The following is a 26,250-nucleotide window of genomic DNA, read 5'->3' on the forward strand; positions in this document are numbered from 1 at the left end:
GCCTTAGCTTTCAGCGATTAACACTTAAATAAATCCACCACGCAATAAATAAATCTGTCACCCTTTCTCATTTTCCGGTGGGTCCGTTTGTTAGCTCTTTTCCCAGAGCTTCCATTTGGAACTACCATTCTCCAGTACAGATTTTCTGTTTAGTTCAATACGATGGTAAACACCTTTTTTCTGAAGTAATTCGTGTATATGTTTCCGACCTTCAGCTCTTTTCTCGGCCACGTAATCAAGCTCATCAGGTGTTAGAATTTGAACCGTAACTAATGTAATTTCTTCTGCTGGGAAATTAACGGTTTTTGGCATATCTGGACTTTCAACACCAAGAATTACCCCTACCATACCATTTTTATTCTGAAACTCTTCAAGGCCGCAATCTTCAGCATATAGCTCCATAGTAATGACACCATGAGTTGCAACAAAATCCGCTATTTGGCTACTGTGGGCTGCTTGTTGAGATATTGCGTAAACTAGCTTAAACAGCCAAGTGTTATATATGTCAGCTTCAAGCTTCTCTGCCGTTTCCGCAATAACCTCTAACCTGAAACCATTATTAGGCTCAGCCATATCTTCGAAGGGATCAGACAGCCCATTGCTAGCAACCTTTATACTTTTATTAGTTCGAATGATGCTAAATGCCTGACGAAGAGAAGGCCACTGAGGCCCACCCATAAACGCTGGATTGATCATGTGCCCAATAACATCAGGGTCAACATTGCCTAATGAGCTAAACAAAGTGTCACGGACTTCATTAGTTTGATCATAAACTTCAGTGCTCATAGGTATCCTTTTGATCTAACGCCAAGGTAAGGCGTGCATGTGCGAAACGACGTGTAGCGCGTCCCGCTCAGGCTGCGCTTTTTTTTGCAGCCGAATTGAGCTTACCCGCCTTGTTAGCTTGCATACAACCTCGGTATAAACCAAGTAAAATCGGCTGGGGCACCTCTTTCCCAAGGCCAAACTCCAGACTTGCTAGGATATATTAGTTGGAGAGCATTAAAGTTATTACCCTTATACAGCCACTGAGCCCAGCCGAAGTATTCTTGGTAGTGTTTTTCTTCTACTTCTTTGAACGTTACGTCGAAGCCACCAACAAACCCATCATAAAAGTTGCCAGGAGAGAATATTTCACCAGCTTTAATGCGGTTGCTATATTCGTTAATTATCCAATGCGCCAATTCTTGCTTTAAACCTGTAACAATCAATTCAGGTTGGCCGGTGGATCTTTGGATACCAATTGAATAAGAAAACCGGGGATATTCACCTTCCTGCATGACATGAAGAACGTGACAACCACATTCCTCTATATCTTTTAATGCCTTTTCTTCAACTTTATCCACGACCTATCCTTTGCAAACTGCCTGCGTTTGTTAAGCACTATACCGCGCCACCAGTGATTTACAGTGCTCAAGCGAGAACTCTTTCGCCCATTTCTTTGATTTTTTAATTTCTGTCTCGTTACGCTCGAGTGCATTTGGCGACCAATATTGTCTAACCTTACCGATCGGAAGATGATCTATTTCAGAAGCTATTGCGATAAATTTAATGAAATCAGCATCGTTATCAGGAGCCTCAACTTGAAAGCTTAATGAAGCTAGCTCAATAGAGCCCTCTAAATAATCAACAGATCCATCTAGCATACCTTGCGCCACCTCAATGACTCTTTTCTTCTTTTTATTTACGTAATCTTCGTGGTTCATTATTACTGATGCTTAACGCCCTTGTTCAGCGGCAGACTTGTAAGCGCGAAGCGATGGAAAGTCTGTCCGATGGAGGCACCGGAGGTGCCGGAATGCACTGCAACAGTTTGTTAAGCATTCTTCCTTGGCCGATGAGCTATTTGCATAAACGTCATCCCAATTGAAAACCCTACAATCATCATTAAAGCAAGGCCAATTATTTTTCGCGGTGGCCGCTGCTGATTTACGCTGTCTTGGTATGAAAGTACTTTACTACCTGATACCGTCAGCTCCCACGCACGAATCTTTCCTAGTGGCAAGCGTCTATGAAGCTTCGCCGTCGCAGTATCTCCGACGTGGACATCACGACCCAGTGATAGGTACAAATCCGCCGGAATGTGAAAAACTCGTCTGTCAGCGGGTGATGCCAGCGCGATCTTCCAGCTGCGTGCTTTCTCTAGGTAATTCACTTCTTCCACCTGCCCCGTGAACTCCATTAGAGCGCTTGGCTTTGGTGCAGGCAAAAAGCCATCAGAACCAAACGCCAGCATCAATAAAGTCAAGGCCAACCCAGACAGTATTCCACGTTTAATCTCACTTTTAGTTACGTACATTATTATGCGCTCAACTCCTGCAACAGCGGAATACCTGTAGTAGATTGTTCTGTGCCAGCGTAGCGACAGGCATAAAACAAGTAACGGAAAATATTTCCGACTGATTGGGCTTGTTAAGGCTTTTTCTGGAAGCTAGTATCCATTGCCTCCCGATCGCAATCAAGTAGATAGCTAGAAAACTTATTGTATAGCTCAGCTAGAAAATTGTGATTGGGGCCAACTACATCCATACCCCGGTCATCATACGGACATACCTCGATAGATTTCTTAAGATCGAACAAGTAATACTCCGCCGGCGGACAGGGCTTTATTCCTTGATCGCAGGCCAAACTACACCACAACAATTTGTTCAAGGCATCCTTTGGCAGAGTAAAAGCAACAGTGTGCCAATATTCATCTTCATCTGTGACCCACTCTGGGTCTTCCTCGTTTTTCTCTTTCCAGTGCTCCTTCTTCATAGAAGGATATAAGCCGATACACCTTAACTCTTTCAAAATAGACAAAACGGATAGCAATGACTCTCTGCCGAAGATACGAATGCACAAGACAATTTCATCTTCAAAGATATTTGAGCATATCTCTTGCGCTTTTTTATGAGCGAGCTGGAACTGTTCAAGCCAGTCTCCACCCTCAGCTAGTTCAAATCTTAGGCCGCCCAGATTGTTGTAGAAAATGGGCCTTTCAAAAGCCCGTTCACCAAATATTTTTCTGATCCTTTGCTCGATCTTCATTGGAGCCTTAACAGCTTATTAATGTGCGAATTGAAAAAAACGCCTGGCAATGTATCTTCCCTAGAAAACTTTTAAAAAGTGCTTTCAAGCCTTTCATAACTCTCATATTAGTGGCCACTTGGCGTATTTATTTCAGTGTGTAAAGAAGCCGTCTTACTTTCACACTGGCAATGTATCACTCTTACTTGAGAGTCTTAGCTTTACGCTCTAAACAGCTGAACAGTATCGCTTTTGTTCCAGCAATATCAGCCAAACTGGAAAAACAAAGTGAGCCGGCTCACTTTCTACAGCAACACTGGCTTTGGCAACCAAAAACCAATCGCTTAGAACACGCCATAGTGTGCCTGGAAAAAGTATGGAATTTCAAAACAGAAGGGAGAAGTGCTCGCACATCAGTCCCGATGCACTGTTTATCCTACCTTTCCGCTGGCCTAGCTGTGGGATTGATACGGTTAAGACAAGTCACCCAAACCCACAAGCACTTGATGAAAATAGTGCCATAGCTTTGTCTGTTCGGCAATGGGTTAGCGTCTTACGTCGAACGTCTGAAGTTCGATGGCAAATAATGATTACCGGCAACATAGCTTTGAGCCTACGCTGCGTTTTACCCGTTTACTACAATCTGAGCCGTCACTGCTTTTTAATAAACCAAGGCTTTAGTCATCAGCTACGAAGTGCCGCTTTTGGGCCCCGTAGAGCCCGCCGAGCGGAGGCCTGCTTTTTGGGGGTACGCGCACAGGACGTGCGCACAAGCATCGTCAGGCCAGGGACAAGGTGAATTGCGAAGCAAGAGAAGGCAGCCTGGGCTGTGGCCTGTCGATGCGGCCCGCAAAAACAGGCTGGAGGGAGGGGTGAGGTCTAGCGTTTGCAAAGCACTGCTTTGCGCGTAACCGAACGACAGCAGGCTGTGCTTGCTGGCCGGACGCTTCGCGCCGCAGGGGCCAGATGTTGGGCAAGGTTTTTGGTTACTTTTTACCCCTAAAAAGTAACTCGCAACGCCCGGCGACACAGGCATATAAACAAAAAAGCCCCTTAAGAAAGGGGCTTTCCAAAAAAACAAAAGACTTACGGATTCCCGTAACTCATCAACCTCTCGTAACGCTTCTCAAGCAACTCATCCAACGGCACGCCTGCAAGGGTATCCAACTGCTCGCTCAAGCGAACCTTAAGCGTTTGCGCCATGGCATCGATATCGCGATGGGCGCCACCCAGAGGCTCGGGGATGGTCTCGTCGACAATGCCAAGCTCTTCCAGAACGGTCGAGGTAACACCCATTGCCTCTGCGGCCAGGGGCGCTTTATCAACGGTTTTCCAGATGATGTTGGCACAGCCTTCCGGCGAGATAACAAAGTAAGTCGAGTACTGCAGCATGTTCAGGTGGTCGCCCACGCCAATGGCCAGTGCGCCACCGGAAGAACCCTCCCCGATCACGGTGCAGATAATAGGAGTTTTAAGGCGCGACATAACCGCCAGGTTTTGTGCGATGGCCTCACTAATGCCCCGCTCTTCCGAGTCGATGCCAGGATAGGCCCCGGGGGTGTCGATCAGGGTTAATACCGGCAGCTTGAAGCGCTCGGCCATTTCCATCAAGCGCAGAGCTTTGCGGTAACCTTCGGGCTTGGGCATGCCGAAATTACGCATTACCTTGTCGTTAACACTGCGGCCCTTTTCTTCGCCGATCACCATCACCGGCTTACCGTCCAATCGGGCAACGCCGCCGACAATGGCCTTGTCGTCACCGAAGTGACGGTCACCGTGCAGTTCGTCCCAGTCGGTAAAAATGCGCTTGATGTAATCGGTCGCGTAGGGGCGCTGTGGGTGACGTGCCACCTGGACCACCTGCCAAGAAGTCAGGTTGGTGTAGATACTCTCGGTCAGCTTGGTGCTTTTTTCCCGCAGCTTGGAGATTTCGTCGGTAATATTGAGATCATTGTCGTTACCGACCAGCTGCAGCTCTTCGATCTTGCCTTCCAGCACCGCAATTGGCTGTTCAAAATCCAGATAATTCAGGTTCATAATTCCACTTGAGTTTTCCGAGCCCGCCCGCGGGCAGTCTCACAATAATTTTAAGTATCGGGCTGCATAAGATACGCGAATGTAAAGATTTAGTCGACCTTTAGCGTACCCCCCTGCTCCGCCCAAGGCAGCAACTACCAACTGGCACTGACACCAATCAACAGAAATAGCTTTAACGCAAAAAGAGAATCGTGCCCGGAGCCGGACAAATCGGCCGGGAGCCGATTTAGATAGCGATAGCTAGCCCGCAGGGCCGAGCGCATGGACGCGCGAGTCACTTGACCGGGAACCGGTTCAAGGCCGGCAGGAACCGTCTGGCACGGCATCGGTGCCCAGAGAACTGCTTGATCAAAAAAAGAAGATAATGGTGCCCGGAGCCGGAAAAATCGGCCGGGAGCCGATTTAGATAGCGATAGCTAGCCCGCAGGGCCGAGCGCATGGACGCGCGAGTCACTTGACCGGGGACCGGTTCAAGGCCGGCAGCAACTGTTTGGCACGGCATCGGTGCCCAGAGAACTACTTGATCAAAAAAAGAAGATAATGGTGCCCGGAGCCGGACTTGAACCGGCACGATCAATTAAGATCGGCAGATTTTAAGTCTGCTGTGTCTACCAATTCCACCACCCGGGCGTTGGGCGGGCCCTAGGGCCAAGATCCACAGCAGACCTGTGGAAAAGTGGAGGCGCGAGCCGGAATCGAACCGGCGTAACCGGATTTGCAATCCGGGGCATAACCACTTTGCTATCGCGCCATAAAAGAGGGCGGCATTCTAGCCCAAAAAATCCGGGCTGCCTACCATTAATTCGCAAAAAATGTGTATTTGGCCCTGCTAACTGCTTGATTATTAAGCGGTTAGATCAGCCTTCGTCCGAATCGCTGTCCATCTCGGCCAGCAGAAAGGGTTTCGCTGCGTTGAGATACAGCAACATTGACCAGAGGGTGAGCGCCGCTGCCGCCACCATGGCGATAAATCCAACCCAGCGCAGTGCGGGGATATCCGCCAGTAAGACAATGATCGCCACCATCTGCAAGGTGGTTTTTACCTTGCCAATATAGGACACCGCCACGCTGGCGCGCTGACCTAATTCGGCCATCCACTCGCGCAGCGCCGAGATAACAATCTCGCGCCCCACAATCACAATGGCGCACACCGCAAACCAGGCCGCCGTATGCAAGGTAACCAAGAGTACCAAGGCAATTACCACCATCAGTTTATCGGCGACGGGGTCGAGAAAGGCGCCGAGCTTGGTGGACTGGTTGTACTTGCGAGCCACGTAGCCATCGGCCCAGTCGGTGATGGCGGCGGCGCTGAAAATCAGTGCCGAGGCGAAATGTGCCCATTGGAACGGCAGAAAAAATACCAACACGAACAATGGAATGAGCGCGATGCGGATAAGCGTCAGCTGATTGGCCAGAGTCATAAAACAACTGCTTAGTTACTTGAATTCAATCGCCGATGATACACCAGCGAACACTAAAATAGTGCGTTGGCATCACTGTTCATGAAAATGGTGATAAATATCCTCGGCTAACGCCCGACTGATGCCAGAAGCCTTGGCCAAGTCATCGACACTGGCGCGGGCAATTTCCTGCAAGCCGCCAAAGTGGCGCAACAGCTCGCGCCGTTTCACCGGCCCTACCCCGGCAATTCCCTCCAGGCTGGAGGTACGTCTTTTCTTATCACGCCGGTTTTTATGCCCGGTGATGGCAAAGCGGTGGGCCTCGTCGCGAATTTGTTGAATCACATGCAAGGCGGGCGAGTCCCCGCCCAGCACAATTTCTTGGCCAGTGTCGGCGTTGTACAGGGTTTCAAAGCCGGGCTTACGAGTGGTGCCTTTAGCCACCCCCACCAGCAACACACCTTTCACCCCCAGCTCGGCCATGACGCTGTTGGCCACCCCCAGCTGGCCCTTACCGCCGTCGATAAACAAAATATCCGGCAGCTTGCCCTCGCCTTTTTGCAGGCGGGTGTAGCGGCGCGTTAGAGCCTGTTCCATCGCCGCGTAGTCATCGCCGGGGGTGATGCCTTCAATATTAAAGCGACGATAATCGGATTTAGCCGGGCCTTCTTTATCAAACACCACACACGAGGCTACGGTCAGCTCGCCACTGGAATGACTGATATCAAAACACTCCATACGCGCGGGCACTTCATCCAGGCCGAGCACATCCTGGAGCGCCAGCAAGCGGTCGGTGACGGTTTTACGGCTGTTAATGCGGGCGATTATATTTTGCTCTGCGGCGCGCTGGGCCATCTGTACCCATTTGGCGCGATGGGTGCGCACTTTATGAGTAATACTGACTTTGGCACCACGCGCTTCGGCCAGAGCTTCACTGAGAATATCCGCCTCGGCAAGCTCAACACTGGTGACAATCGCCGCGGGCACTTCACGCCCGCTACCAAGGTAAAACTGCGGCAGAAATTCTCCCAGCACATCGGCCTCGGTTTCGCTCAGGCCCAATTTGGGGTAATAGCTGCGACTGCCAAGAATACGCCCCTGGCGAATAAAAAGTGTGTGCACGCAGGCATTCGCGCTTTGCAAAGCGACGGCCACTATGTCCATATCGCCACTGCCCTCTTCCACACTCTGCTGCGCCTGCACCTGACGTAGCGCGCCAATTTGATCGCGAAGCTCGGCGGCGCGCTCAAACTCCAGCGCCGTGGAAGCGGCTTCCATGTCGTCGGCCAGCTCTTTTAACAACTGCTGATTTTTACCCAGCAAAAACAGCCGGGTATGGTGTACGTCTTTGGCGTAATCCTCGGGGCTGATTAAGTCCACACAGGGGCCGGTACAGCGATCAATCTGGTATTGCAAACACGGGCGCGAGCGGTTTTTAAAAACGCTGTCTTCACACTGGCGCACCTTAAAGGTCTTTTGCAAAAAGTTCAGGCTGTCGCGCACCGCCCCCACGTTCGGGTAGGGGCCATAGTAGTCGCCGCGCTTTTTCTTGGCGCCGCGATGCAAGGCCAACCGCGGGTAAGGCTCGCCGGAGGAGGCGAAAACATAGGGGTAAGATTTATCGTCCCGCAGCAAGATGTTGTACGGTGGGCGATTGGCCTTAATCAGGTTTTGCTCAAGAATAAGCGCTTCGCTTTCGCTGCCGGTAATGGTCACTTCGATGCGTGCAATACGCGACACCAGCGCTTCGGTTTTAGGAGTTAAACCGGTGCGGCGAAAATAGCTCGCGAGGCGCTTTTTTAAATTTTTCGCCTTACCCACATAGAGAATGTCGCCCTTGGCATCGAACATTTGATAAACGCCCGGGGCCTGGGTCTGGTTGGCTAAAAATTGTTTGGAGTTGAATTGAGTTTCTGCCATGAGCGAGAGTATAACGCCAAACACCCAAAGTTTAGGGCTTTATACCACCGCTTCGGGGTCTAACAGGTTGTATTTAACCGCCAGCAGCGCCAGCTCAACATCGGAGTTAATGCTGAGCTTTTCAAAAATGCGATAGCGGTAACTGTTGACGGTTTTAGGGCTCACGGAAAAAGTATTCGCAATGTCCTGCGCTTTGTGCCCGCCCGCAATAAGCATGGCGGTTTCCAGCTCGCGCTGGGACAGACGTTCGAAGGGAGAGCGATCGCTCGCACCGCTGATGGTGCGCAGCGCCAGCTGCTGGGCAATGGTGCTGCTCATAAACTGGCGGCCGGACATTACCGTGTCAATGGCCTCAGTAATATCGGTAAAGCCTGTACCTTTAGTCACATAGCCTCGGGCCCCGGCTTGCAGCAGGCGCGACGGATACACGCTATCGTCACAGGCGGTAACGGCGATGATTTTTACCCCGGGGCGGGCCGCGAGCATTTTGCGGGTGGCTTCTAAACCCCCTATGCCGGGCATTTTGACATCCATAAGAACTACATCGGGGGAGAGTTCGCGGGCTTTACGAACGGCTTCTTCGCCGCTTTTGGCGTCGCCGATTACCTCGTAACCGCTTACGTCGTTGAGCATACGAACTATGCCCATTCGCACCAGGTCATGATCATCTACGACCAGAATTCTTGTCACCCAACCCCCTCGAGCAAGAGATTAATCTCACTCTAATACCACTTGTGCACCTCTAAAGTGCCGTAAAATCTGATTATTTTCAGTCAATATTAGCAGCATTTAAACCCTGCGTGGTACCACTAACTTTTGGGGTATACCCAGCGAAAGGTTAAATTGATCCGAGGTCTGTGAGCCGAACGGGTTTTAGCAAGCTGGTGGACCCAGTTTTTTTGCAGTGCGCCGGTCATCAGGAGTAGATCGCCATGGGCGAGATCCAATGCCACCTGCTGCTTATCACGCTTATGCTTCAGGGTGAAGCGGCGGGTCTGGCCTAAGCTGACCGAAGCGATGGCGGGCTCGGGGCCAAGCTCCGGCTCATCGTCACTGTGCCAGGCAACACTGTCATTGCCGTCACGATACAAATTGGCAAGTACGCTGTTAAAGCGGCAATGACTAAATCTTTCTAACTGCTGTTTTAATGCAAAAAGCTCTGGTGTCCAGGGAAAGGGGGTGAAGCTTGCGCCCGAGTACTGATAGCGGCTGCCGGCATCGCCATACCAGGCGTTTAAACGGGGAATGGGCACAGTCTTGCCGTACATGCTAATCAGGTTCTGCTCCCACCTTAGGGTATCGCGCAGCACGTCAAAATAGTTACTCGCCTCATGGTCCGGTAACCACTGCCCAAAGTGCACCGCCCTGCCGTCGCGATCGATCACACACGCTGGGCCTTGCGAGCTAAAAAGGTCTGCCTGGCTCACGGCGCTGCCGCTGAGTCATCTGAGGGATAAACACGCGGTTCGATTTCCAGCGCCACCCCATAGAGCTCGTTGACTGTTGCGCTAATCTCGCGAGCCAACTCAAGCACATAGCGGGCGCTTTGTTTGCCCGGGTTAGTCAACACCAGTGCCTGGTCTTTATGCACGGCGGCGCTTTTGCGAGTAGCACCTTTAAACCCCGCCCGATCTATCAACCAGCCAGCCGCCAGTTTTACCTGGCCCGAGGCTGAATCCGGGTAGCCGACAATGTCCGGATATTGCTGTTGCAAGGCAGCAAACTGTGCCTGGGGCACCATGGGGTTTTTAAAAAAACTGCCAGCGTTAGGAGTTTGCGCGGGGTCGGGCAGCTTTTCACGGCGGATAGCCGTTACCGCAGCGCTCACCTGCTGGGGGGTTATCTCTGTTTCTGGGATGTCGGCCAAGCGCTCGGCCAGCGCGGGGTAACCGAGCACCAGCTGCGGCGTTTTTTGTAGTTTAAAGGTGACATCGCAAATAATGTACTGATCTTTCAGGCGGTTTTTGAAAACACTGTCGCGGTAGGCAAAGCCGCAGCTGTCGCGAGTAAAGGTGACGGCCAGCTGTGAGCTGAGCTCAATGGCGCTGAGCTCTGCGAATACCGACTCCAGCTCTACACCGTAGGCGCCAATATTTTGAATGGGCGCCGCCCCTACCGAACCCGGTATCAGGGATAAATTCTCCAGCCCATACCAGCCCATATTCAAACAGTACTGCACAAACTCATGCCAGTTTTCCCCCGCCTGGGCTCGCACCCATACCTCACTGTCGGACTCGTCCACCAGCTCAATGCCGCGCAAATTCAGGTGCACCACCAAGGCGTTCAAATTGGCAGCCAGCACCAAGTTGCTGCCCCCGCCTAACGGCAAAACCGGCAGCTTGTACTCTTTGGCATAACCGATGGCCTCTGCCACCTCTTCGCGACTGGCAACACTGGTATAGGCCCAGGCGGTAACCGGAGAGGCCAGAGTGTTGAGGCGGGCGAGGTTAAACTCGGGCAGGATTAAAGGCATAACTAAGACAGATGCTGCTGGCGAATATCGTTCAGCAAACCGGCAGCGGCCTGCTCCACTAAGTTCAGCACATGTTCAAAACCTTCTGCACCACCGTAATAGGGATCGGGCACCTCGCGCTCGGGGCTCTGGGGCGCGTAATCCAAAAACAAGGCCAAGGTGCCCTTGAATCCGGCCGGCTGCATAGCCTGCAAGTCCATAAGGTTGGATTCATCCATGGCGACGATATAATCAAAAGTTTCGAAATCGGCAGTATCCACCTGCCTCGCTCGCAGGGTACTGATATCGATACCTCGCTCGGCGGCAGCGGCAATTGCGCGACGGTCGGGCGCTTTACCGACATGCCAGGCACCGGTGCCGGCAGAATCGGTAGCCACTTTATCCACCAGTTGCCGCTTAGCCAGCTCAGCGCGAAACAAACCTTCGGCGGTAGGGGAACGGCAAATATTGCCGAGACAGACAAACAGTACTTTTACCGGCATCTGGTGTTACTCCTTGGGTGCAAGTTGCTCGCTGCAGGTAAGTTGCTCGCGCACGCGGTCCAGGTCGGCCTGGGTATCTACCCCACCGGGCACGGCGCGGCAGGCTTCGGCCAGATGAATGCGCTCACCATAGGCCAGTACGCGCAACTGCTCCAGCGATTCTATTTGCTCCAACGCCGCTGGCGCCCAGTGCACAAACCGGTTAAGCAAAGACACCCGATAGGCGTATAAACCAATATGCCGGCGCGCGGCAAAGTCTGACGGCAGCGGTTGATCGGTCAATACCTGGGCGTCATCGCGCGGCCAGGGAATGGGCGCGCGGGAAAAATACAACGCCATACCCGTTTGATCGGCGACGGCTTTGACAATATTAGGGTCGCGAAAATCGCGATAGCTTGCCAATGGCTCGCACAAGGTAGCGACACTGGCGGATGTATTGGCCGCCAGGTTTTGCGCCACCTGATCAATCACCTGGGCGGGTATCAAGGGCTCGTCGCCCTGAACATTCACCACGATTTCGTCTTCGCCAAGATTTAACTGGGTCGCTACTTCCTGTAGTCGATCGGTGCCTGACACATGATCATCGCGGGTCATGATCACCTCACCGCCAAAGCTTGTTACCGCTTCCGCAACTCGGGTGTCATCGGTGGCGACAATGACTCGCGATGCCGAACTTTTGCTCGCGGCACGGTATACATGTTCGATCATGGGCCGGCCGTTTATATCGGCCAGAGGCTTACCCGGTAGGCGGCTGGAGCCGTAGCGGGCGGGAATAACAACCAAATAACTCATGGGTTTGTATCACTCTTACAAGGCGTTGATTCGACGGGCGCAAGACTGTCCAGCGCCCTGTCCAACTGCGGCCAAAAACGCTTATCCAGCACCGCGTCAACTTCTAATGCCAGCCAGTCGGGCTTGGCAAAAGCCTGACACTTTACCGCATCTTTGCTGGTCATCACGATGGGCAGCGGCGCCTTAAAGGTAAAGTTGGCAGGGGTAAATTGATGATGATCGCGATAAATATGGCACTCTGGGCGCAGTCCCAATCGGGTTAAGGTATCGAAAAACCGCTGCGGGTTGCCAATACCTGCCACCGCATGCACGGCCGAACCCGCAGGTATCGTCTCCAGCGGCAGCGGCTGTAAGTCCGCCACCCGGTACCAATGCAGAGGCTGCAAGCGCATATTAAAGCTTTGCACTTCGGCGGGCAGAACAGGCGCGGTGTCGCCCTGCAACTGGGTTTGATTGGTTATCACAAAGTCGACCTGACGCAGGCGCGAAGCGGACTCACGCAGTGGCCCCACCGGCAGGCAAAAACCATTGCCCATCCCGCGGGCGGCATCGAGCACCGCAATTTCAATATCACGGCCCAGGCGGTAGTGCTGCAGGCCATCATCTGCAAGTATCAGATCACACCCCGAGCGCACCAGCGTTTGCGCCGCGGCGACCCTATTGGCGTCAATGCACACCGCGCAGTGGGTGGCCCGCCAAATGGATAAAGGCTCATCGCCTGCCTGCTGGGCTGTAGAGGCTGCAGAAATAACATAGGGATACTCGGGCGCTTGCGAGCCGTAACCGCGGCTTACCACGCCCACGGTGTAACCGCGTTGCTGCAGGTATTTAACCAGCGCGATAATCACCGGAGTCTTGCCCGTGCCGCCCACCGATAAATTGCCCACAATAATTACGGGCACGGGCAAACGGGTTTGGCAGAAACGTTCGAGCCACCAGCGCCGGGCTTTGCTGACAAGATAAAACAACCCCGCCAGCGGCAACAGCCAGTACACCCAGCGTTTGCCTTCGTACCAGGCAGTTAGCCAGCGGGTTTCGCGCTCGGCGTTATCAGACATAGGTTATTCGGCCTGGCCCTCGGGACGGCGGGTGGTAATGCTTAAATTGACAAACCCCAGCTGCCCGGCGGCGTCCATCACTCGCACTACCGCCTCGTGGGGGGCTTTAGCATCGGCCGTAATAATCAAAGGCTGATCGGTATTTTCGCCGGCAAGCTCGGTAATGGCTGCTTTTAAGGTAGCCGACTGGTTATTCACCAGCGATTTACCATCGATGGCGTAATTGCCTTCGACATTGACGACAATCTCCAAAGGCTCGGGGGTGTCGGTCGACGCCTCACCCACGGCCTCGGGCAAGTCGATTTCCAAATGGGTTTCTTTGGTAAAGGTGGTGGACACCATAAAAAAGATCAGCAGCAGAAACACCACGTCAATCAAGGGCGTGAGGTTAATGCTGTCTTCTTCGCGCGACTGTCTACGAAACTGCACGGTCTGCCCTCACCTAGCGCTTGGCTTTTACATCGACGCGGCGATCGCTGTGCAGGGCGTCCACCAATTTAATGGCTTCCTCCTCCATGGTGACCACCAAGTAATCGATGTGACGCTGGAAGTAGCGATGCACGATCATCGCTGGAATGGCCACACACAGACCCGCAGCGGTTGTGATAAGCGCCTGAGAAATGCCACCTGCCAATACGCCGGCATTGCCTGAGCCTTTGAGCATAATGGCGTTAAACACTTCGATCATGCCAAACACGGTACCCAGCAAACCGAGCAACGGCGTCACCGCAGCGATGGTGCCCAACACCCCGACAAAACGCTCTAAATCGTGGATCACTTTATTGGCGGCTTCTTCGATGGAGTCTTTCATAATTTCGCGGCCGTAGCGCGAATTGGAAAGACCGGCAGAGAGAATCTCACCCAAGGGTGAAGACTGCTTTAACTCTTTTAAGCGCTCGGCGTTAAGCTCGTTGTTTTTTATCCAACCCCACACCTGCGCCAGCAAATGGCGCGGAGCAATTTTGTTGGGATTTAAACTCCAATAGCGCTCGGCGCTGATTGCCAGTACGGCGACTGAACACAAAATAATCGGCAGCATTAACCAACCGCCAGCGGCAATCACTTCAAACACACACTCATCCTCTTCTGACAGGCTTTTTATGGATCGGGAAACGCGCATAAGACTACCACAGACCTGCAATTTTGGGTGAGCGCCAGAAATATTAACTGTGACAGAGCTCAATCACGCCAGTAGCGTTGACGCTTCTCCCTCCAGGAAATAACCCTGCCTGGGCCCACCGCTGGAAACACAAACTCTAAGGCGCCATCTTCTGCGGTATTGAATAAAGTACTACCTAGTTTGCGATAGCGAGCCACTACATCCGGGTGCGGATGGCCATGACGGTTTTTAAAACCTGCCGAGAATACCGCGTAGCCCGGCCTTACCGAACTCAACAAAGACCAACTGGACGATGACGCACTGCCGTGATGTGGCGCCAGCAACACATCAACGGGATCGAGCTGAGAAACCAATAACGCTTCTGTTTGCTTTTCAATATCCCCCGGCAGCAGCAGTGTCTTGCCCAGGCCGTGAACGGCTAAAACACACGATGCGTTATTGCCCTCAGAACGGCCCCGCCCAGGAGCGGATAAAAACTCAAATCTCACTCCCTGCCACTCCCAATCAGGCGAGGTGTGACAATTTTGGTATTGGGAAATTTCCAAGGATTCAATGGGCTCGCCGGCATACACCTGGTTAACCGACAGGGATTCCATCAGACCTTGCACACCGCCGGCGTGATCACTATGCGAGTGAGAGACTACCAACGCATCGACCTGCGTCCGTCCCTGGGACAGCAAATAAGGCGCGATAATGTCCGCCCCGGCATTAAAGCCTTCGCCAAACCAGGGGCCTGTGTCGTACACCAGAGTTTTACTTTCGGTCATCACCACCGCCGCTAATCCCTGTCCGACATCCAACACAATTAAACGCAAAGGCGGCGCGGGTACCGCCGGCAAACTGCAGGCACTGATCACCAACACACAGCCCAGTGGACGCAACCGCAGCGCTGGGGGTAACAGCAAGAGAATGCAGGCCAGCCCCAGTAGCCAGGGAGCCAAACCGTGCAAATAGATACTCGCCTGCACTGGCAGGCTGAGTGCCTCGGCCGTGTTTAGTAGAAGATCCAACCACCACCAAAGCAAGTTCAAGCCCTGGTCAGCCAAGTACAAACACAGTGCTGCCACGAAGGGCAGCACAGCAGATGAAAGCGCGGCGGCAAACAGCCAGGGCACAACCCATACACTCACTAAGGTAATAGCGATAATGTTGGCCAGTGGCGAGACAATAGACCAGTGATTAAAGAACAGCGCCAAAGGCAGCAATAGCGCGATAAACGCCACCCATTGAGGTCGCCATAACAAGCGCCAAGAGCTGCTTTTACGCAGTGACACCACACCGCTAAACACCATCACCAGCGCACCCACGGCGAGAAAAGACAGCCAGAAGCCCGCATCAAGCACACTGAGCGGCTCCAGGGTTAACACCACCACCGCCGCGAGCAGCAAAATACCCGCACCTCCGGTCAGGCGGCCAGTGCCTCTGGCAAGGTAAAACAACAGCAGCATAGCCAGAGCGCGCTGGGTAGGCAGCGCAAACCCGGCCAAGGCCGCATAGGCCCAGGCAGATAGAGCCCCCAGCAGCATCGCCCAGATCACGGCGGGAACGGGCCACAGCAAAATCAGCCCGCGCCCTAGCAACAACCCCAGGGCGTACCCCAAACCGGCCGCCAAACCAATGTGCAAGCCGGATATGGCGATTAAATGGCTGGTGCCAGTGGCACGAAACAGCTGCCACTGAGAATCGGTAATGAGGTCTCTTTCGCCCAACAGCAGTGCCCGTAATATCGCTAAGTTATTCGGCTTGGCCTCTGCCAGCCACTGACGCAATTGCCCGCGCAGGCTTTTCTTATCGGCCCGGGCCAACAACTCTTGCGGACCATCACTGCGCACATAGCCGGTGGCCCCGACACCTCGGCGCAGCTGCCACAGACGGTAGTCAAACCCTGTCGGGTTGATAAAGCTGCGCGGCCTTTTGAGCCGTACACGAACCGAGATGGTATCGCCCTCTTTTAGCTGCCTTGCCCAATCCGGCGACCCATACCAGCTGAGCTGTAAGCGCGATGGCAATTCCTGCAAGCCAGGCTGTGGCGCCAGTAGAAAACGCAGGCGGCGAGAACTGCTTGAATCAACGTCGGACACCGCCCCGCGCACCTGAATATCCTTCCCGACAAGCGCGCCTGGCAGCAGTTCGGCCACCAGCATTTCACCATAATAAGTCGCCCAGGCGAGCCCCGAACAAAAAGCGACAGCCCCGAACAACAGATGTTTGACACGGCGGGAGCGGTGCACAAATGCCAGTGCCACGGCAAGCAGCTGCGCCGCAAAAATCAGCCACAAAGACAACAGTGAGGGTAAAAAGCCCGGCAAAGCCAAGCCGGCGAGAACAGCGAAAAGCAAATAAAGCATTATCGTCCCTGATCTTATTTGCGCCATAGCTAAACGGGGTATCCACGGCGTTTGCAAAAGTGTAGCAGTTTGCTCACCCTGTCTGCTGTAACCATGAATCTTGACATGGTGCCGGGGCGCATTTGCCGGTAGAATGCGCCACATCTTGCAGTAGCGATGTAATGTCCGAATGGCTCGTAAAGTAATCCGACGCTTTCTCCCAGACGCCGCTGCCGTGAAAGAAAAACCGGCGTTACAGTTTTTAGGTGATTTACTGCACGACCCGAATCTGTTTCACCTGAACCGACACTCGGTGTCGCTGGCCTTCTTTTTCGGCATCTTCTTCGCTTTTCTGCCTCTTCCGGGGCAGATGGTGTTGGCGACCCTGTGTGCCCTGTGGGTACGCTGCAACCTGCCTATTACCCTCGCACTTGTTTGGATTACCAACCCACTCACCTACGCCCCCATATTTTTTGCCACCTATCAGCTGGGGCGCTGGATACTGGACGTACCCGGCCTCGCTTCTTCCAGCGAGCATAACTGGGCCTGGGTAATGGAGGAGTTCGGTCAGATCTGGAAACCGCTCTTGCTGGGCTCGGTGCTGACGGGTGTAGTGGTCGGCGGCTTGGGTTATATCACCATGCAGCTATTTTGGCGCTGGCATGTGGTGCGCGCCTGGGAAAAACGCAAGAGAGAGCGCGAAGAGCGCAGCGATGGCCAGTAACCGGCCCTACTCAAAACGCAGAGCTTCCGCCGGAGGAATACGTGCGGCGCGCCAGGCCGGATAAAGGCTGGCACAAAAGCTAAGCCCCAGGGCCACAACGACAATTAAGCCAACGTCGGCCCATAACAGTTGCGAAGGTAAATAGCTCACCGGGTAGACATCTGAATGCAAAAACTGCACTCCCAAGCCGCGCTCTAGCAACGCCACTGCAGGCGTCACCGTGTAGGACATTAACACCCCAGCAGCAACGCCAATAGCCGTTCCCACCAGGCCGATAATACCGCCCTGCACCAGAAAAATACCCAGAATATCCCCGGTGCTGGCTCCCTGTGTGCGCAAAATAGCGATATCGGCTTCTTTATCGACGACCACCATAATCAGGGTGGTAACCAGGTTAAACGCAGCGATGCCAATTAATAGCAGCAGCAGCAACCCCACCAAGCGTTTCGACATATGGATCGCCTGATACAAGTTGCCGTGGGTGCGCGACCAATCTTTGCCGTAGTAACCGGGCGGCAATAATCCCGCCAGCTCGTAAACAGTGCGCGAGGCGGCAAACAAATCATCCACCTTCAGGCGTATGCCCGACACCCGGCCGGGATAATCCGACAGCTCGGATGCGAGCGTCAGGTTGAGCAGCGCAAAGTTGTTGTCGATCTCTGTGCCACTATCGAGTAAATCTATTACCTCAAGGGTTTGCACCGCCGGCGATGCCCGCCCATCGCCGTGGGGAATGATCAGGCGCAAATGCTCGCCAATGTCCACTTTCAGGCTCTGTGCCAGGGCCGCCCCCAGAATAATGGCTTGGGGCTTTTTAGCTAACTGGTCCAGAGCGCCTCGGCGCAGATACTGGGACGCGCCGGACACTTCCTGCTCCAGTGCCGGCTCAATACCAAATAAAGCCACTGGCGACACTTCGCCACGGTAGGACAAGAGCCCCTGTAAATTGACATAAGGCGCAGCGGACAACACCTGTGGATGTTGGCGCAACTGGCTGATAATTTCGCTGGGGTTGGTAATCCCATCGCGCTTGTAAATGGTGGCCTGTGGCATAACCTGCAAAATGCGCTCGCGCAACTCGCGGTCAAAACCGTTCATGATGGACATAACCAGTATCAGCAGCGCCACGGAAATAATGAGCCCCAGCACCGACATACGCGAGATAAAACTCACCAGGTGGCTGCCTTTTGCCGCCAGTGCATAACGTTTGCCCACTTGACGGCTGAAACGACTAAACACTAAACGTCCTCATCTGTAAGCTCGGTCAATACGCCATCGCTAAGATGTAAAGTGCGATCCATTTTGCGGGCCAAAGCCAAATCATGAGTAACCACCACAAAGCTGGTACCGATACTCTGATTCAGCTCGGCCATCAGAGCCTGGATGTCAGCCGCCGTGTGAGTATCCAGATTACCCGTGGGTTCATCCATCAGCACGCAGGCGGGCTCTGTCACCAAAGCGCGGGCAATAGCGACTCGTTGACGCTCACCACCGGATAACTCAGAAGGTTTGTGACTTATGCGCGGTGCAAGCCCCACCCGCGCCAGCATTTGCTCGGCCCGCGTTTTGGCCTGCTCGGGGCTTTGTTTACCGATCAGCAAAGGCATAGCAACATTTTCCAGTGCGCTAAACTCAGCCAGCAAATGGTGAAACTGGTATACAAAACCCAGGCTTTTGTTGCGCAACCGGCCGCGCGCATCGGCGCTTAAACTGGACAAAGCCTGGCCTGCAACTTCCACCTTGCCACTGTCGGGAGTATCCAGCCCACCGAGAATATTCAGCAAGGTCGATTTGCCCGAGCCGGAGGCCCCGATAATCGCCAGACTCTCGCCTTTTGCAACAGCAAGCTCAACCCCACGCAGCACTTGTACCGCCTCCGGGCCCTGACGGTAAGCCTTTACTACCTGATGGCACACCAGCACCTGTGAATCACTCATAACGCAACGCCTCCGCTGGTTCCACCTTGCCCGCGCGCCAGGCGGGATAAAGCGTGGCAATAAAACTCAACACCACCGCCAATGTGCAAATCACCGCCACATCCTGCCAGTAAAGCTCGGAGGGTAATTGGCTAATGAAATACACATTGGGATCAAAAATAACCTGCCCCGAAAGGGACTCGAAAAACGCCACCAGCGAGCTGATATTCAGCGCAATCAGCACACCGGCGAGCGAGCCTGCGAGCACGCCGATAAGCCCAACTCCGCAGCCCTGCACCATAAATATGCCCATCACCTGCCGCGAGGCAAGCCCCAGGGTACGCAGTACGGCAATATCCGAACGTTTATCCGCCACCATCAACACCAGCGACGAAACAATATTAAACGCCGCCACCGCGATAATAATGCTCAGTAGCACACCGATAACCAGCTTTTCCATTTTTACCGCTTGAAACAAGCTGCCCTGGGTCTGGCTCCAGTCGCGAACCTGAAACTCCGGCCCTAATAGCGCTTGCGCCTCGGCGAGTATCGGTGCCGCTTGATAGATATCTGGCACCTTTACTTGTAACCCGTGGACTTGTAGCCCCAGAGCACCACTTAGGCGCAGCAACCGAGCGGCATCATCCAGGTGAATAAGCGCTAATTGCTGATCCACTGGCGCGCCCACTTCAAACACACCACTGACGGTAAAGCGCTTCACTCGAGGATAGACACCAGCCGGGGTAATGCGGATTTGTGGCAAAGTTAAAGTCACCCGGTCACCGGTCGCCACACCCAGCTGACGGGCGAGTAACGAGCCGAGCACAATATTAAACTTTCCGGCCTGCAAACTACTGAGCTCGCCAAGCATCATGCTATTCGCCACCGCCGACACCTTGGGCTGTTCGGCCGGGTCGATGCCGGAAAACTGCACGCCTTCAATATTGTTGCGGTAGCCCAGCAAGGCGAAGCCACCTATGTAAGGCGCCGCTGCTTGAATGTCGGGCAGAGCCCTCAGGCTGTCTGCTACCGACTGCCAATTTGGCATGCCACCTTGCTGGTCGATAAAGCCGTGGGGAACCACCTTTAAAATGCGTGCTTTCATCTCCCGGTCGAAGCCGTTCATCACCGACATCACCACAATCAACGACATAACCCCAAGGGCCATTCCCAACAGGGAAAAGCCGCTGACGAAAGAGATAAACTGATTGCGACGCTTAGCGCGGATGTAACGCAGGCCGATCATAAGGGGGATGTTTTTCAGCATTCGCGCATTTAACCCCAACCGTCTTACAACCACAAGCGCGGGCTGTGCTATTGTAGATTGCATCAGCCACAATAAAGAACAAACTGCAAATGGATGAGAGACGCGAATACTTCCGCATAGACGTTGAGGCCCGTATCGACCTGGCAATAACGCAGGACTCTGCGCGCCAGCAGGATCCCGCCAGTTATTTTTCTCAAAGCGGTGTACTGCACACTCTGGCCGAACTTAAAAAGCTGGACGGCGAAGGCCTGCAGGTGCAGCAACAAATTAAAGACAACGATCGCGCCCTGGGAGAGTACTTGCATTTACTATCGCGCAAAGTCGATATTCTCGCGCTCTATTGTTTAAGCAGCAGCGCCGAATCATTAGGTGACACGCAAACAGTCACTATCAGTGAAGGCGGTCTCGATTTTACCTACCCACAGCAAGTGGATGCCGGCAGCCCGGTGGCTTTGATGCTGGTTTTCACCCAGCCGCCCATGGCAATTGCCCTGCACGCCCGGGCAGTACGGTGTGAACCAGATCCCACCACAGGTTTTACCATTGCGGCAGAATTCCACTATCAAAACAGCGCTCAACGCCAGCAGATAAGCCAGCAGATTATGCGCGCGCAGATGGAATCTATTCGCAGCAGCAAATCTTGAGCGGAACTTGAGCAACAAAAACCACCGGACAAACGAAACCCACAGGAAGCACCATGTCAAAAATCGTTGTAGCAATCGCTCTAGTCTTTGCCACCCACCTGAGCATGGCAGACACCCTGCGCGTGCCTTTGGGCCAACAAGGTGAGGCAAGCCTGCCTACCCCAACAACTGGCCTGACTAAAGCCAAGGTGCGGGCAGAATACGGTGAGCCACAACAAGAGTCGGGCCCCGTGGGCGACCCCGCTATTTATCGCTGGGACTACAGTGATTTTGTGGTTTATTTTGAAAAGGATCGGGTGATTCACTCGGTGATGAAATTTGAACCCAAGGTCGCTGGCGAGAATTAATAACCAACCGCGCTACCCTTATTTAGGCCGGCGATGCTGCCGCTGCAAGCGCTCACAGGCATCAGCCAGCTCCCGGTCACTATCTGGTATAACACCATTTAACCTAGCCTTAGCCAGACACTCTGCGGCCTTCAAGCTGTCGCCGTCTACCCACGCTTGACGCGCTTGGCGCAAATACTTATCCCGGCGCTGAGCGAACAATCGGGTGGTTTCTCCACCCGAAAACAAAGTACTGGCTACCGTAAACCCAAACAGCAGCAAAAAACCCACGACAATCCAGCCTGGGCTGCGATTTAAAATCGCGTAGCCGATAGACATCAACAAAGCCAGAACACCGATCAAGCCTAAGCTGTTGTTGCCTCCCGAGCCTTTACCCCCAAACTCGCCGCCGTAACGTTTGAAACCCTTCACTTGCCGTTTCGCTCGCTAAATAGGGTTGCTTACAGGTAGGACATTAAAGCGCGAAAACACAACGAACCAGCGAAAGCGGCGCGGTTTTATCAGCTTGCTAAAGAGTTTCTGTTCACAGAAGAAAAAGCACAAAAAAGAGGAACAGTGGGAGGAGCAGACGGCCAGAAAAATTTTACTTTCTGGCCGTCGGGCCGCTTGAGCGGTTAGCGGCGACTGGTACGATTAGTGCCGTCAATGGCGGCCAATCGATAGGCCTCGGCCATGGTCGGATAATTAAAGGTGGTATTGAGGAAAAAGTTAATATTATTCCCCTCGCCCGGCTGGCTCATAATCGCCTGACCGATGTGAATAATTTCCGCCGCCTCGGCGCCAAAACAATGCACACCCAGCAGTTGGCCGGTATCCACATGGAACAGCAACTTCAGCATACCCACATCTTCACCGCTGATTTGACCGCGCGCAGTGTTTTTAAACAGGCAGCGACCCACTTCGTAGGGAACCTTGGCCTCGGTCAGTTCGCGCTCAGTTTTACCGATGGAGCTGATTTCCGGCAGGGTATAAATACCGGTGGGCACACCGGCAACCTCTTGATAGGGTTTACCCAAAATAGCCGCCGCCAAAGCGCGGCCCTGATCAAACGAGGCGCTGGCAAGGCTGGGCCAGCCAACTACATCGCCCACGGCGTAAACATTTTCTACCGCTGTCTGGTACTGCTCGTTTACGGTTAAATTGCCACGATGATCCGGCTCCAAGCCAATGGCCTGTAAATTGAGCTTATCGGTATTACCGCTGCGGCCGTTACACCATAAAAGTGCATCGGCGGTAATGCGTTTACCTGACTCCAGGTAAATCGTTACGCCACGCTCATTCGCTTCGATTTTCTCGTAAGTTTCGCTGTGGCGCACCCGCACGCCGTTATCGCGCAGGTGATAACTGAGTGCGTCGGAGATTTCATCATCCAGAAATGATAACAGTCGATCACGGCTGTTAATCAGATCGACCTTGACCCCAAGACCCGAGAAAATAGACGCATACTCACAGCCGATAACGCCGGCGCCGTAAATAATCAAATGACGCGGGGAGTGGGCCATTTCCAAAATAGTGTCCGAGTCATACACCCGGGGATGAGAGAAATCGATGTCCGCAGGGCGATAGGGGCGCGAGCCTGTAGCGATAATGATTTTGTCCGCGCTGATAATTTCCTCGCGCGAGCCATCCAGCAAATCGATAGCCACGGTGTTCTCGTCAATAAAGCGCGCAAAGCCCGAGTAAAGCTTGACTCGATTACGCACATAGAAGTCTGTGTGCAGCTCAACCTGTTTGGGAATCACCGCATTGGCAGCCGCCAGCACACGCGGATAAGTCAAACGCCAGGTTTCGCCTGTTTCGCGAAACAGATTGCCTGTCTTAAATTGGATAATCTGTTTCACAGCATGGCGCAAAGATTTGGAGGGAATGGTCCCCTTGTGCGCGCAGTTGCCGCCTACCAAAGCGCGACCCTCCACTACGGCCACTTTTTTGCCGGCCTTCGCCGACGCCATGGCGGCACTCTCCCCTGCGGGCCCAGAACCGATAATCAGTACATCTACATCGTATTTCGCCACTCGTATTCCCCTATTACATCGATGAGCGGTGCGGGTATTCTTCGCTACCTCTAAGCACCTATAAGTGAAGCTATAACTGGTTTCTCCCCGGCATTTTATGCGTGCCTGTTCCAACGGGTTTGCCCTAGAACAGAAAAAGGCGCCGCAGCGCCTTGATGGGTATGCTAATTAACTTTTTTTGCGGCCGCGTCCACCGCTAAGTCTGTGCGGGCTTGGGTAGCTGTGCCATCTTCGCTGTTGAGACTTTCACACTTGGCCTCATCACCGCCGCACAATTCGCAGGTATAGTCTTTTTCACCTAGCGCCTGGCCCACACCACCGCACGAGCCCGATAATGGCTTGCGGCCAAAGATAACCCCCACAGCCATACCAGTAACCACCAGCAGCATAACGCACAACGCAACAACAAACATCGCCATATAAACCTCCCGCCCTTAAGGCGCGTATTGCGAAAAAGTGACCGAACGCAAATCGGTAAAACCGTCATTGTCTTTGACGATCATATACACCGCAAGTTGCTCGGCATTAGCCAGCGCCAAGCCTTTTTCCGGCCCCAGTACATTTAATGCTGTGGCCCAGGCGTCAGCATGTGCCGCTGTATCGGCAATCACGGTTACAGAAGCCAAATTATGGGTAATGGGACGACCTGTGGCCGGATCGATGGTATGAGAGTAACGCACCCCATCCACCTCAAAGTAATTGCGATAATCGCCCGACGTGGCCACTGCCTTGCCATCCAGCTCTAGCGCCAACCGGGCACTGCCGCCCAGCGCGGTGGGTTGCTCTACTGCGATTCGCCAGGGCGAACCGCGTGGGCTCACCCCAGAGACTTTCACCTCGCCGCCAATTTCCACCATAAAATTGGTAAAACCGCGCTCTCGTAGCACCTTGGCAACCCAATCGACACCATAGCCTTTGCCCACCGCAGACAAATCCACAAAGATGGGTGCCGTGCGGCGTGCGCGGGTTACGTCCAGCTGCAGCTTATCGTGGCCGGTTAGGGCTAAAGCCTCAGCCAATTGGTCATCACTGGGCACCACCTCGGGGCGCATTTCGGGGCCAAAACCCCATAAATTCACCAGAGGCCCAACGGTAATGTCAAAAGCACCTTCCGAGCGCTGGCTGACATCCTCGCTGATATTAAGCACATGCATTAGCGGCTCGGACAATTCCACCCACTCATCGACAGGCGCCCGATTGAAGCGCATCAACTCTGAGTCTTCAATGTAGGTGGACATTACCTGATTAATAATTTCCAGCTCGTCATCGACTGTTTTCTGCAGCTCTTCGCGGTCAAAGCCAAAGCTCTCACCCGCCTCGGCCACCAGGGTAATGTGATAACTGGTGCCCATGGTGGGGCCTGACAGAGTGACACTTTCGCGCGACGAATCCGCCTGGCCACAGCCGAATAAAATACTACCTATAAACAAAAACGAGGCTAGTAACACCAGCCTCGTTTTTATTTTTGCTATTGGGGCAAAGACCATTACTTGATTAACCACCAAAGTCATCGAGCATGATATTTTCGTCTTCCACACCCAAATCGTGCAGCAGTTTAATAACCGCAGCGTTCATCATTGGTGGCCCACACATGTAGAACTCACAGTCTTCCGGCGCTGGGTGATCCTTCAGATACTCTTCATAGAGCACATTGTGGATAAACCCGGTTAAGCCTTCCCAGTTATCTTCCGGCTGGGGATCGGACATTGCCACATGCCATTCGAAGTTGTCGTTCTCTTCGGCCAGCTGGTCGTACTCGTCTTGGTAGAACAGCTCTTTGAGTGAGCGTGCACCATACCAGAAAGAGATTTTGCGTTTACTGTTCAAACGCTTCAGCTGATCGAAAATGTGCGAACGCATAGGCGCCATACCCGCACCACCACCGACAAAGATCATTTCAGCGTCAGTGTCTTTGGCGAAGAACTCACCGAAGGGCCCGAACACGGTAATCTTATCGCCCGGCTTCAGGTTAAAGACATAGGTGGACATAATGCCCGGCGGAATGTCCTTTGAACCCGGAGGCGGAGTGGCAATACGAATGTTGAACTTAACCAGACCTTTCTCTTCTGGATAGTTCGCCATAGAGTAAGCGCGCTGCACGGTTTCGGTGTTTTTGGCTTTAATGTTAAAGAAGCCAAAACGCTCCCAGTCACCGCGGAATTGCTCTTCGATATCAAAATCAGAGAAGCTGATATCGTAGGGCGGACACTCCAGCTGCACATAACCACCGGCGCGGAAGTCTACGTTCTCGCCTTCCGGCAGCTTTAGGGTCAGCTCTTTAATAAAGGTGGCCACGTTGGGGTTGGACTCGACGGTACACTCCCACTGCTTAACCCCGAATACGTCTTCAGGCACTTCAACTTTCATGTCCTGCTTCACCGGCGTTTGGCAAGACAGGCGCCAGCCTTCTTTGGCCTCACGCTTGGTAAAGTGGCTCTCTTCGGTGGGCAGCATAGAGCCGCCGCCCTCACTCACGACGCAGCGACACTGGGCACAGGTACCACCGCCGCCACAGGCCGAAGGCAAAAACAAACCTGCATTCGACAGGGTGCCCAGCAGCTTGCCGCCAGCGGGTACTGTCATGGTTTTTTCGCCGTTAATATCGATAGTCACGTCACCCGACGCCACCAGTTTTGCACGCGCACTCAGGATCACAAACACCAGCGCGAGCACGATGACTGTGAACATGACTACACCAAGAATAATCTCGCTCATGTGT

At 53.4% G+C, this 26,250-nt stretch carries 28 protein-coding genes and 2 tRNA genes; 3 read left to right on the forward strand and 27 right to left on the reverse strand.

Annotated elements, in window-relative coordinates:
- Positions 1 to 90: 90 nt before the first annotated feature.
- From NHM04_RS03640 to NHM04_RS03730, 19 genes are all read right to left on the reverse strand, one after another.
- A complete protein-coding gene (locus NHM04_RS03640; protein WP_254265692.1) occupies positions 91 to 786 on the reverse strand; it encodes a suppressor of fused domain protein in 696 nt (231 codons plus the stop codon).
- A 113-nt stretch (positions 787 to 899) separates the two neighbouring features.
- Positions 900 to 1,346, reverse strand: coding sequence for a DUF4262 domain-containing protein (locus NHM04_RS03645; protein WP_254265693.1), 447 nt, complete (start codon positions 1,344 to 1,346; stop codon positions 900 to 902).
- Positions 1,347 to 1,376: 30 nt separating this feature from the next.
- The gene (locus NHM04_RS03650) at positions 1,377 to 1,706 is read right to left on the reverse strand and encodes a DUF2489 domain-containing protein (protein ID WP_254265694.1); all 330 of its coding nucleotides are present in this window, start codon (positions 1,704 to 1,706) and stop codon (positions 1,377 to 1,379) included.
- 110 nt (positions 1,707 to 1,816) lie between these two features.
- A complete protein-coding gene (locus tag NHM04_RS03655) occupies positions 1,817 to 2,299 on the reverse strand; it encodes a hypothetical protein (protein ID WP_254265695.1) in 483 nt (160 codons plus the stop codon).
- A 113-nt stretch (positions 2,300 to 2,412) separates the two neighbouring features.
- Positions 2,413 to 3,030 (reverse strand): DUF3885 domain-containing protein, encoded by a 618-nt coding sequence (locus NHM04_RS03660; RefSeq protein ID WP_254265696.1) that lies wholly within the window; start codon positions 3,028 to 3,030, stop codon positions 2,413 to 2,415.
- Positions 3,031 to 4,095: 1,065 nt separating this feature from the next.
- Positions 4,096 to 5,046, reverse strand: a complete 951-nt coding sequence (gene accA, locus NHM04_RS03665) for an acetyl-CoA carboxylase carboxyl transferase subunit alpha (RefSeq protein ID WP_254265697.1) — start codon at positions 5,044 to 5,046, stop codon at positions 4,096 to 4,098.
- A 541-nt stretch (positions 5,047 to 5,587) separates the two neighbouring features.
- A tRNA-Leu gene (locus NHM04_RS03670) sits at positions 5,588 to 5,676 on the reverse strand.
- Positions 5,677 to 5,723: 47 nt separating this feature from the next.
- Positions 5,724 to 5,797 (reverse strand) — tRNA-Cys (locus tag NHM04_RS03675).
- A 106-nt stretch (positions 5,798 to 5,903) separates the two neighbouring features.
- Positions 5,904 to 6,467 carry a CDP-diacylglycerol--glycerol-3-phosphate 3-phosphatidyltransferase gene (gene pgsA / locus NHM04_RS03680; protein WP_254265698.1) on the reverse strand — a complete coding sequence of 188 codons (564 nt, stop codon included), beginning with the start codon at positions 6,465 to 6,467 and terminating at the stop codon, positions 5,904 to 5,906.
- Between the two features lie 72 nt (positions 6,468 to 6,539).
- On the reverse strand, positions 6,540 to 8,366 hold the full coding sequence (gene uvrC, locus NHM04_RS03685) for an excinuclease ABC subunit UvrC (RefSeq protein WP_254265699.1): 1,827 nt from the start codon (positions 8,364 to 8,366) through the stop codon (positions 6,540 to 6,542).
- Between the two features lie 39 nt (positions 8,367 to 8,405).
- Positions 8,406 to 9,056, reverse strand: a complete 651-nt coding sequence (locus NHM04_RS03690) for a response regulator (RefSeq protein WP_254265700.1) — start codon at positions 9,054 to 9,056, stop codon at positions 8,406 to 8,408.
- Positions 9,057 to 9,175: 119 nt separating this feature from the next.
- Complete coding sequence (locus NHM04_RS03695) at positions 9,176 to 9,751, reverse strand: alpha-ketoglutarate-dependent dioxygenase AlkB (RefSeq protein ID WP_254265701.1); 576 nt, start codon at positions 9,749 to 9,751, stop codon at positions 9,176 to 9,178.
- Between the two features lie 38 nt (positions 9,752 to 9,789).
- Entirely contained in the window at positions 9,790 to 10,839 is a 1,050-nt protein-coding gene (gene murB, locus NHM04_RS03700) for a UDP-N-acetylmuramate dehydrogenase (RefSeq protein ID WP_254265702.1), read from the reverse strand.
- A 2-nt stretch (positions 10,840 to 10,841) separates the two neighbouring features.
- Positions 10,842 to 11,321, reverse strand: coding sequence for a low molecular weight protein-tyrosine-phosphatase (locus NHM04_RS03705; protein WP_254265703.1), 480 nt, complete (start codon positions 11,319 to 11,321; stop codon positions 10,842 to 10,844).
- 6 nt (positions 11,322 to 11,327) lie between these two features.
- A complete protein-coding gene (kdsB, locus tag NHM04_RS03710) occupies positions 11,328 to 12,113 on the reverse strand; it encodes a 3-deoxy-manno-octulosonate cytidylyltransferase (protein WP_254265704.1) in 786 nt (261 codons plus the stop codon).
- On the reverse strand, positions 12,110 to 13,171 hold the full coding sequence (lpxK, locus tag NHM04_RS03715; protein WP_254265705.1) for a tetraacyldisaccharide 4'-kinase: 1,062 nt from the start codon (positions 13,169 to 13,171) through the stop codon (positions 12,110 to 12,112). Before lpxK ends, kdsB begins: the two co-directional genes overlap by 4 nt.
- Positions 13,172 to 13,174: 3 nt before the next feature.
- The gene (locus tag NHM04_RS03720; RefSeq protein ID WP_254265706.1) at positions 13,175 to 13,600 is read right to left on the reverse strand and encodes a biopolymer transporter ExbD; all 426 of its coding nucleotides are present in this window, start codon (positions 13,598 to 13,600) and stop codon (positions 13,175 to 13,177) included.
- Positions 13,601 to 13,613: 13 nt separating this feature from the next.
- Positions 13,614 to 14,243, reverse strand: a complete 630-nt coding sequence (locus tag NHM04_RS03725) for a MotA/TolQ/ExbB proton channel family protein (RefSeq protein WP_254266591.1) — start codon at positions 14,241 to 14,243, stop codon at positions 13,614 to 13,616.
- A 107-nt stretch (positions 14,244 to 14,350) separates the two neighbouring features.
- Positions 14,351 to 16,639 carry a DNA internalization-related competence protein ComEC/Rec2 gene (locus tag NHM04_RS03730; RefSeq protein WP_254265707.1) on the reverse strand — a complete coding sequence of 763 codons (2,289 nt, stop codon included), beginning with the start codon at positions 16,637 to 16,639 and terminating at the stop codon, positions 14,351 to 14,353.
- Between the two features lie 169 nt (positions 16,640 to 16,808).
- Here NHM04_RS03730 and NHM04_RS03735 point away from each other — a divergent pair, with 169 nt between their 5' ends.
- The gene (locus NHM04_RS03735) at positions 16,809 to 17,342 is read left to right on the forward strand and encodes a DUF2062 domain-containing protein (protein WP_254265708.1); all 534 of its coding nucleotides are present in this window, start codon (positions 16,809 to 16,811) and stop codon (positions 17,340 to 17,342) included.
- A gap of 6 nt (positions 17,343 to 17,348) precedes the next feature.
- Here the strand turns inward: NHM04_RS03735 and NHM04_RS03740 are convergent, their stop codons facing one another.
- The 3 genes from NHM04_RS03740 to NHM04_RS03750 are packed head-to-tail and all read right to left on the reverse strand — an operon-like array spanning position 17,349 to position 20,525.
- Positions 17,349 to 18,581, reverse strand: coding sequence for a lipoprotein-releasing ABC transporter permease subunit (locus NHM04_RS03740; protein ID WP_254265709.1), 1,233 nt, complete (start codon positions 18,579 to 18,581; stop codon positions 17,349 to 17,351).
- Positions 18,581 to 19,279 carry a lipoprotein-releasing ABC transporter ATP-binding protein LolD gene (gene lolD / locus NHM04_RS03745; RefSeq protein WP_254265710.1) on the reverse strand — a complete coding sequence of 233 codons (699 nt, stop codon included), beginning with the start codon at positions 19,277 to 19,279 and terminating at the stop codon, positions 18,581 to 18,583. Before lolD ends, NHM04_RS03740 begins: the two co-directional genes overlap by 1 nt.
- Positions 19,272 to 20,525, reverse strand: coding sequence for a lipoprotein-releasing ABC transporter permease subunit (locus tag NHM04_RS03750; protein ID WP_254265711.1), 1,254 nt, complete (start codon positions 20,523 to 20,525; stop codon positions 19,272 to 19,274). The genes lolD and NHM04_RS03750 overlap by 8 nt, the downstream gene beginning before the upstream one ends.
- 89 nt (positions 20,526 to 20,614) lie before the next feature.
- On the opposite strand from NHM04_RS03750, the gene NHM04_RS03755 reads away from it, so the two are divergent.
- Both NHM04_RS03755 and NHM04_RS03760 read left to right on the forward strand, forming a co-directional pair.
- On the forward strand, positions 20,615 to 21,169 hold the full coding sequence (locus tag NHM04_RS03755) for a PilZ domain-containing protein (RefSeq protein ID WP_254265712.1): 555 nt from the start codon (positions 20,615 to 20,617) through the stop codon (positions 21,167 to 21,169).
- A gap of 53 nt (positions 21,170 to 21,222) precedes the next feature.
- Positions 21,223 to 21,516 (forward strand): hypothetical protein, encoded by a 294-nt coding sequence (locus tag NHM04_RS03760; protein ID WP_254265713.1) that lies wholly within the window; start codon positions 21,223 to 21,225, stop codon positions 21,514 to 21,516.
- An 18-nt stretch (positions 21,517 to 21,534) separates the two neighbouring features.
- Here the strand turns inward: NHM04_RS03760 and NHM04_RS03765 are convergent, their stop codons facing one another.
- The 5 genes from NHM04_RS03765 to nqrF form a co-directional block, all read right to left on the reverse strand.
- On the reverse strand, positions 21,535 to 21,927 hold the full coding sequence (locus tag NHM04_RS03765; protein ID WP_254265714.1) for a hypothetical protein: 393 nt from the start codon (positions 21,925 to 21,927) through the stop codon (positions 21,535 to 21,537).
- A 203-nt stretch (positions 21,928 to 22,130) separates the two neighbouring features.
- Entirely contained in the window at positions 22,131 to 23,531 is a 1,401-nt protein-coding gene (gene sthA, locus NHM04_RS03770) for a Si-specific NAD(P)(+) transhydrogenase (RefSeq protein WP_254265715.1), read from the reverse strand.
- A 164-nt stretch (positions 23,532 to 23,695) separates the two neighbouring features.
- Positions 23,696 to 23,950 (reverse strand): (Na+)-NQR maturation NqrM, encoded by a 255-nt coding sequence (gene nqrM, locus NHM04_RS03775; RefSeq protein WP_254265716.1) that lies wholly within the window; start codon positions 23,948 to 23,950, stop codon positions 23,696 to 23,698.
- 15 nt (positions 23,951 to 23,965) lie between these two features.
- Positions 23,966 to 25,042, reverse strand: coding sequence for an FAD:protein FMN transferase (locus NHM04_RS03780; protein WP_371872577.1), 1,077 nt, complete (start codon positions 25,040 to 25,042; stop codon positions 23,966 to 23,968).
- The gene (gene nqrF, locus NHM04_RS03785; protein ID WP_254265718.1) at positions 25,026 to 26,246 is read right to left on the reverse strand and encodes an NADH:ubiquinone reductase (Na(+)-transporting) subunit F; all 1,221 of its coding nucleotides are present in this window, start codon (positions 26,244 to 26,246) and stop codon (positions 25,026 to 25,028) included. Before nqrF ends, NHM04_RS03780 begins: the two co-directional genes overlap by 17 nt.
- Positions 26,247 to 26,250: the final 4 nt, after the last annotated feature.

The organism is Gilvimarinus sp. DA14 (assembly GCF_024204685.1).
In the GTDB taxonomy this organism is placed as follows: domain Bacteria; phylum Pseudomonadota; class Gammaproteobacteria; order Pseudomonadales; family Cellvibrionaceae; genus Gilvimarinus.

Coding starts and splice junctions, on each gene's coding strand:
- NHM04_RS03640 (WP_254265692.1), bottom strand. CDS start 786: ATGAGCACTGAAGTTTATGATCAAACTAATGAAGTCCGTGACACTTTG.
- NHM04_RS03650 (WP_254265694.1), bottom strand. CDS start 1,706: ATGAACCACGAAGATTACGTAAATAAAAAGAAGAAAAGAGTCATTGAG.
- NHM04_RS03655 (WP_254265695.1), bottom strand. CDS start 2,299: ATGTACGTAACTAAAAGTGAGATTAAACGTGGAATACTGTCTGGGTTG.
- NHM04_RS03660 (WP_254265696.1), bottom strand. CDS start 3,030: ATGAAGATCGAGCAAAGGATCAGAAAAATATTTGGTGAACGGGCTTTT.
- accA (WP_254265697.1), bottom strand. CDS start 5,046: ATGAACCTGAATTATCTGGATTTTGAACAGCCAATTGCGGTGCTGGAA.
- pgsA (WP_254265698.1), bottom strand. CDS start 6,467: ATGACTCTGGCCAATCAGCTGACGCTTATCCGCATCGCGCTCATTCCA.
- uvrC (WP_254265699.1), bottom strand. CDS start 8,366: ATGGCAGAAACTCAATTCAACTCCAAACAATTTTTAGCCAACCAGACC.
- murB (WP_254265702.1), bottom strand. CDS start 10,839: ATGCCTTTAATCCTGCCCGAGTTTAACCTCGCCCGCCTCAACACTCTG.
- NHM04_RS03705 (WP_254265703.1), bottom strand. CDS start 11,321: ATGCCGGTAAAAGTACTGTTTGTCTGTCTCGGCAATATTTGCCGTTCC.
- kdsB (WP_254265704.1), bottom strand. CDS start 12,113: ATGAGTTATTTGGTTGTTATTCCCGCCCGCTACGGCTCCAGCCGCCTA.
- lpxK (WP_254265705.1), bottom strand. CDS start 13,171: ATGTCTGATAACGCCGAGCGCGAAACCCGCTGGCTAACTGCCTGGTAC.
- NHM04_RS03730 (WP_254265707.1), bottom strand. CDS start 16,639: ATGCTTTATTTGCTTTTCGCTGTTCTCGCCGGCTTGGCTTTGCCGGGC.
- NHM04_RS03735 (WP_254265708.1), top strand. CDS start 16,809: ATGGCTCGTAAAGTAATCCGACGCTTTCTCCCAGACGCCGCTGCCGTG.
- lolD (WP_254265710.1), bottom strand. CDS start 19,279: ATGAGTGATTCACAGGTGCTGGTGTGCCATCAGGTAGTAAAGGCTTAC.
- NHM04_RS03750 (WP_254265711.1), bottom strand. CDS start 20,525: ATGCTGAAAAACATCCCCCTTATGATCGGCCTGCGTTACATCCGCGCT.
- NHM04_RS03755 (WP_254265712.1), top strand. CDS start 20,615: ATGGATGAGAGACGCGAATACTTCCGCATAGACGTTGAGGCCCGTATC.
- NHM04_RS03760 (WP_254265713.1), top strand. CDS start 21,223: ATGTCAAAAATCGTTGTAGCAATCGCTCTAGTCTTTGCCACCCACCTG.
- nqrM (WP_254265716.1), bottom strand. CDS start 23,950: ATGGCGATGTTTGTTGTTGCGTTGTGCGTTATGCTGCTGGTGGTTACT.
- NHM04_RS03780 (WP_371872577.1), bottom strand. CDS start 25,042: ATGACTTTGGTGGTTAATCAAGTAATGGTCTTTGCCCCAATAGCAAAA.
- nqrF (WP_254265718.1), bottom strand. CDS start 26,246: ATGAGCGAGATTATTCTTGGTGTAGTCATGTTCACAGTCATCGTGCTC.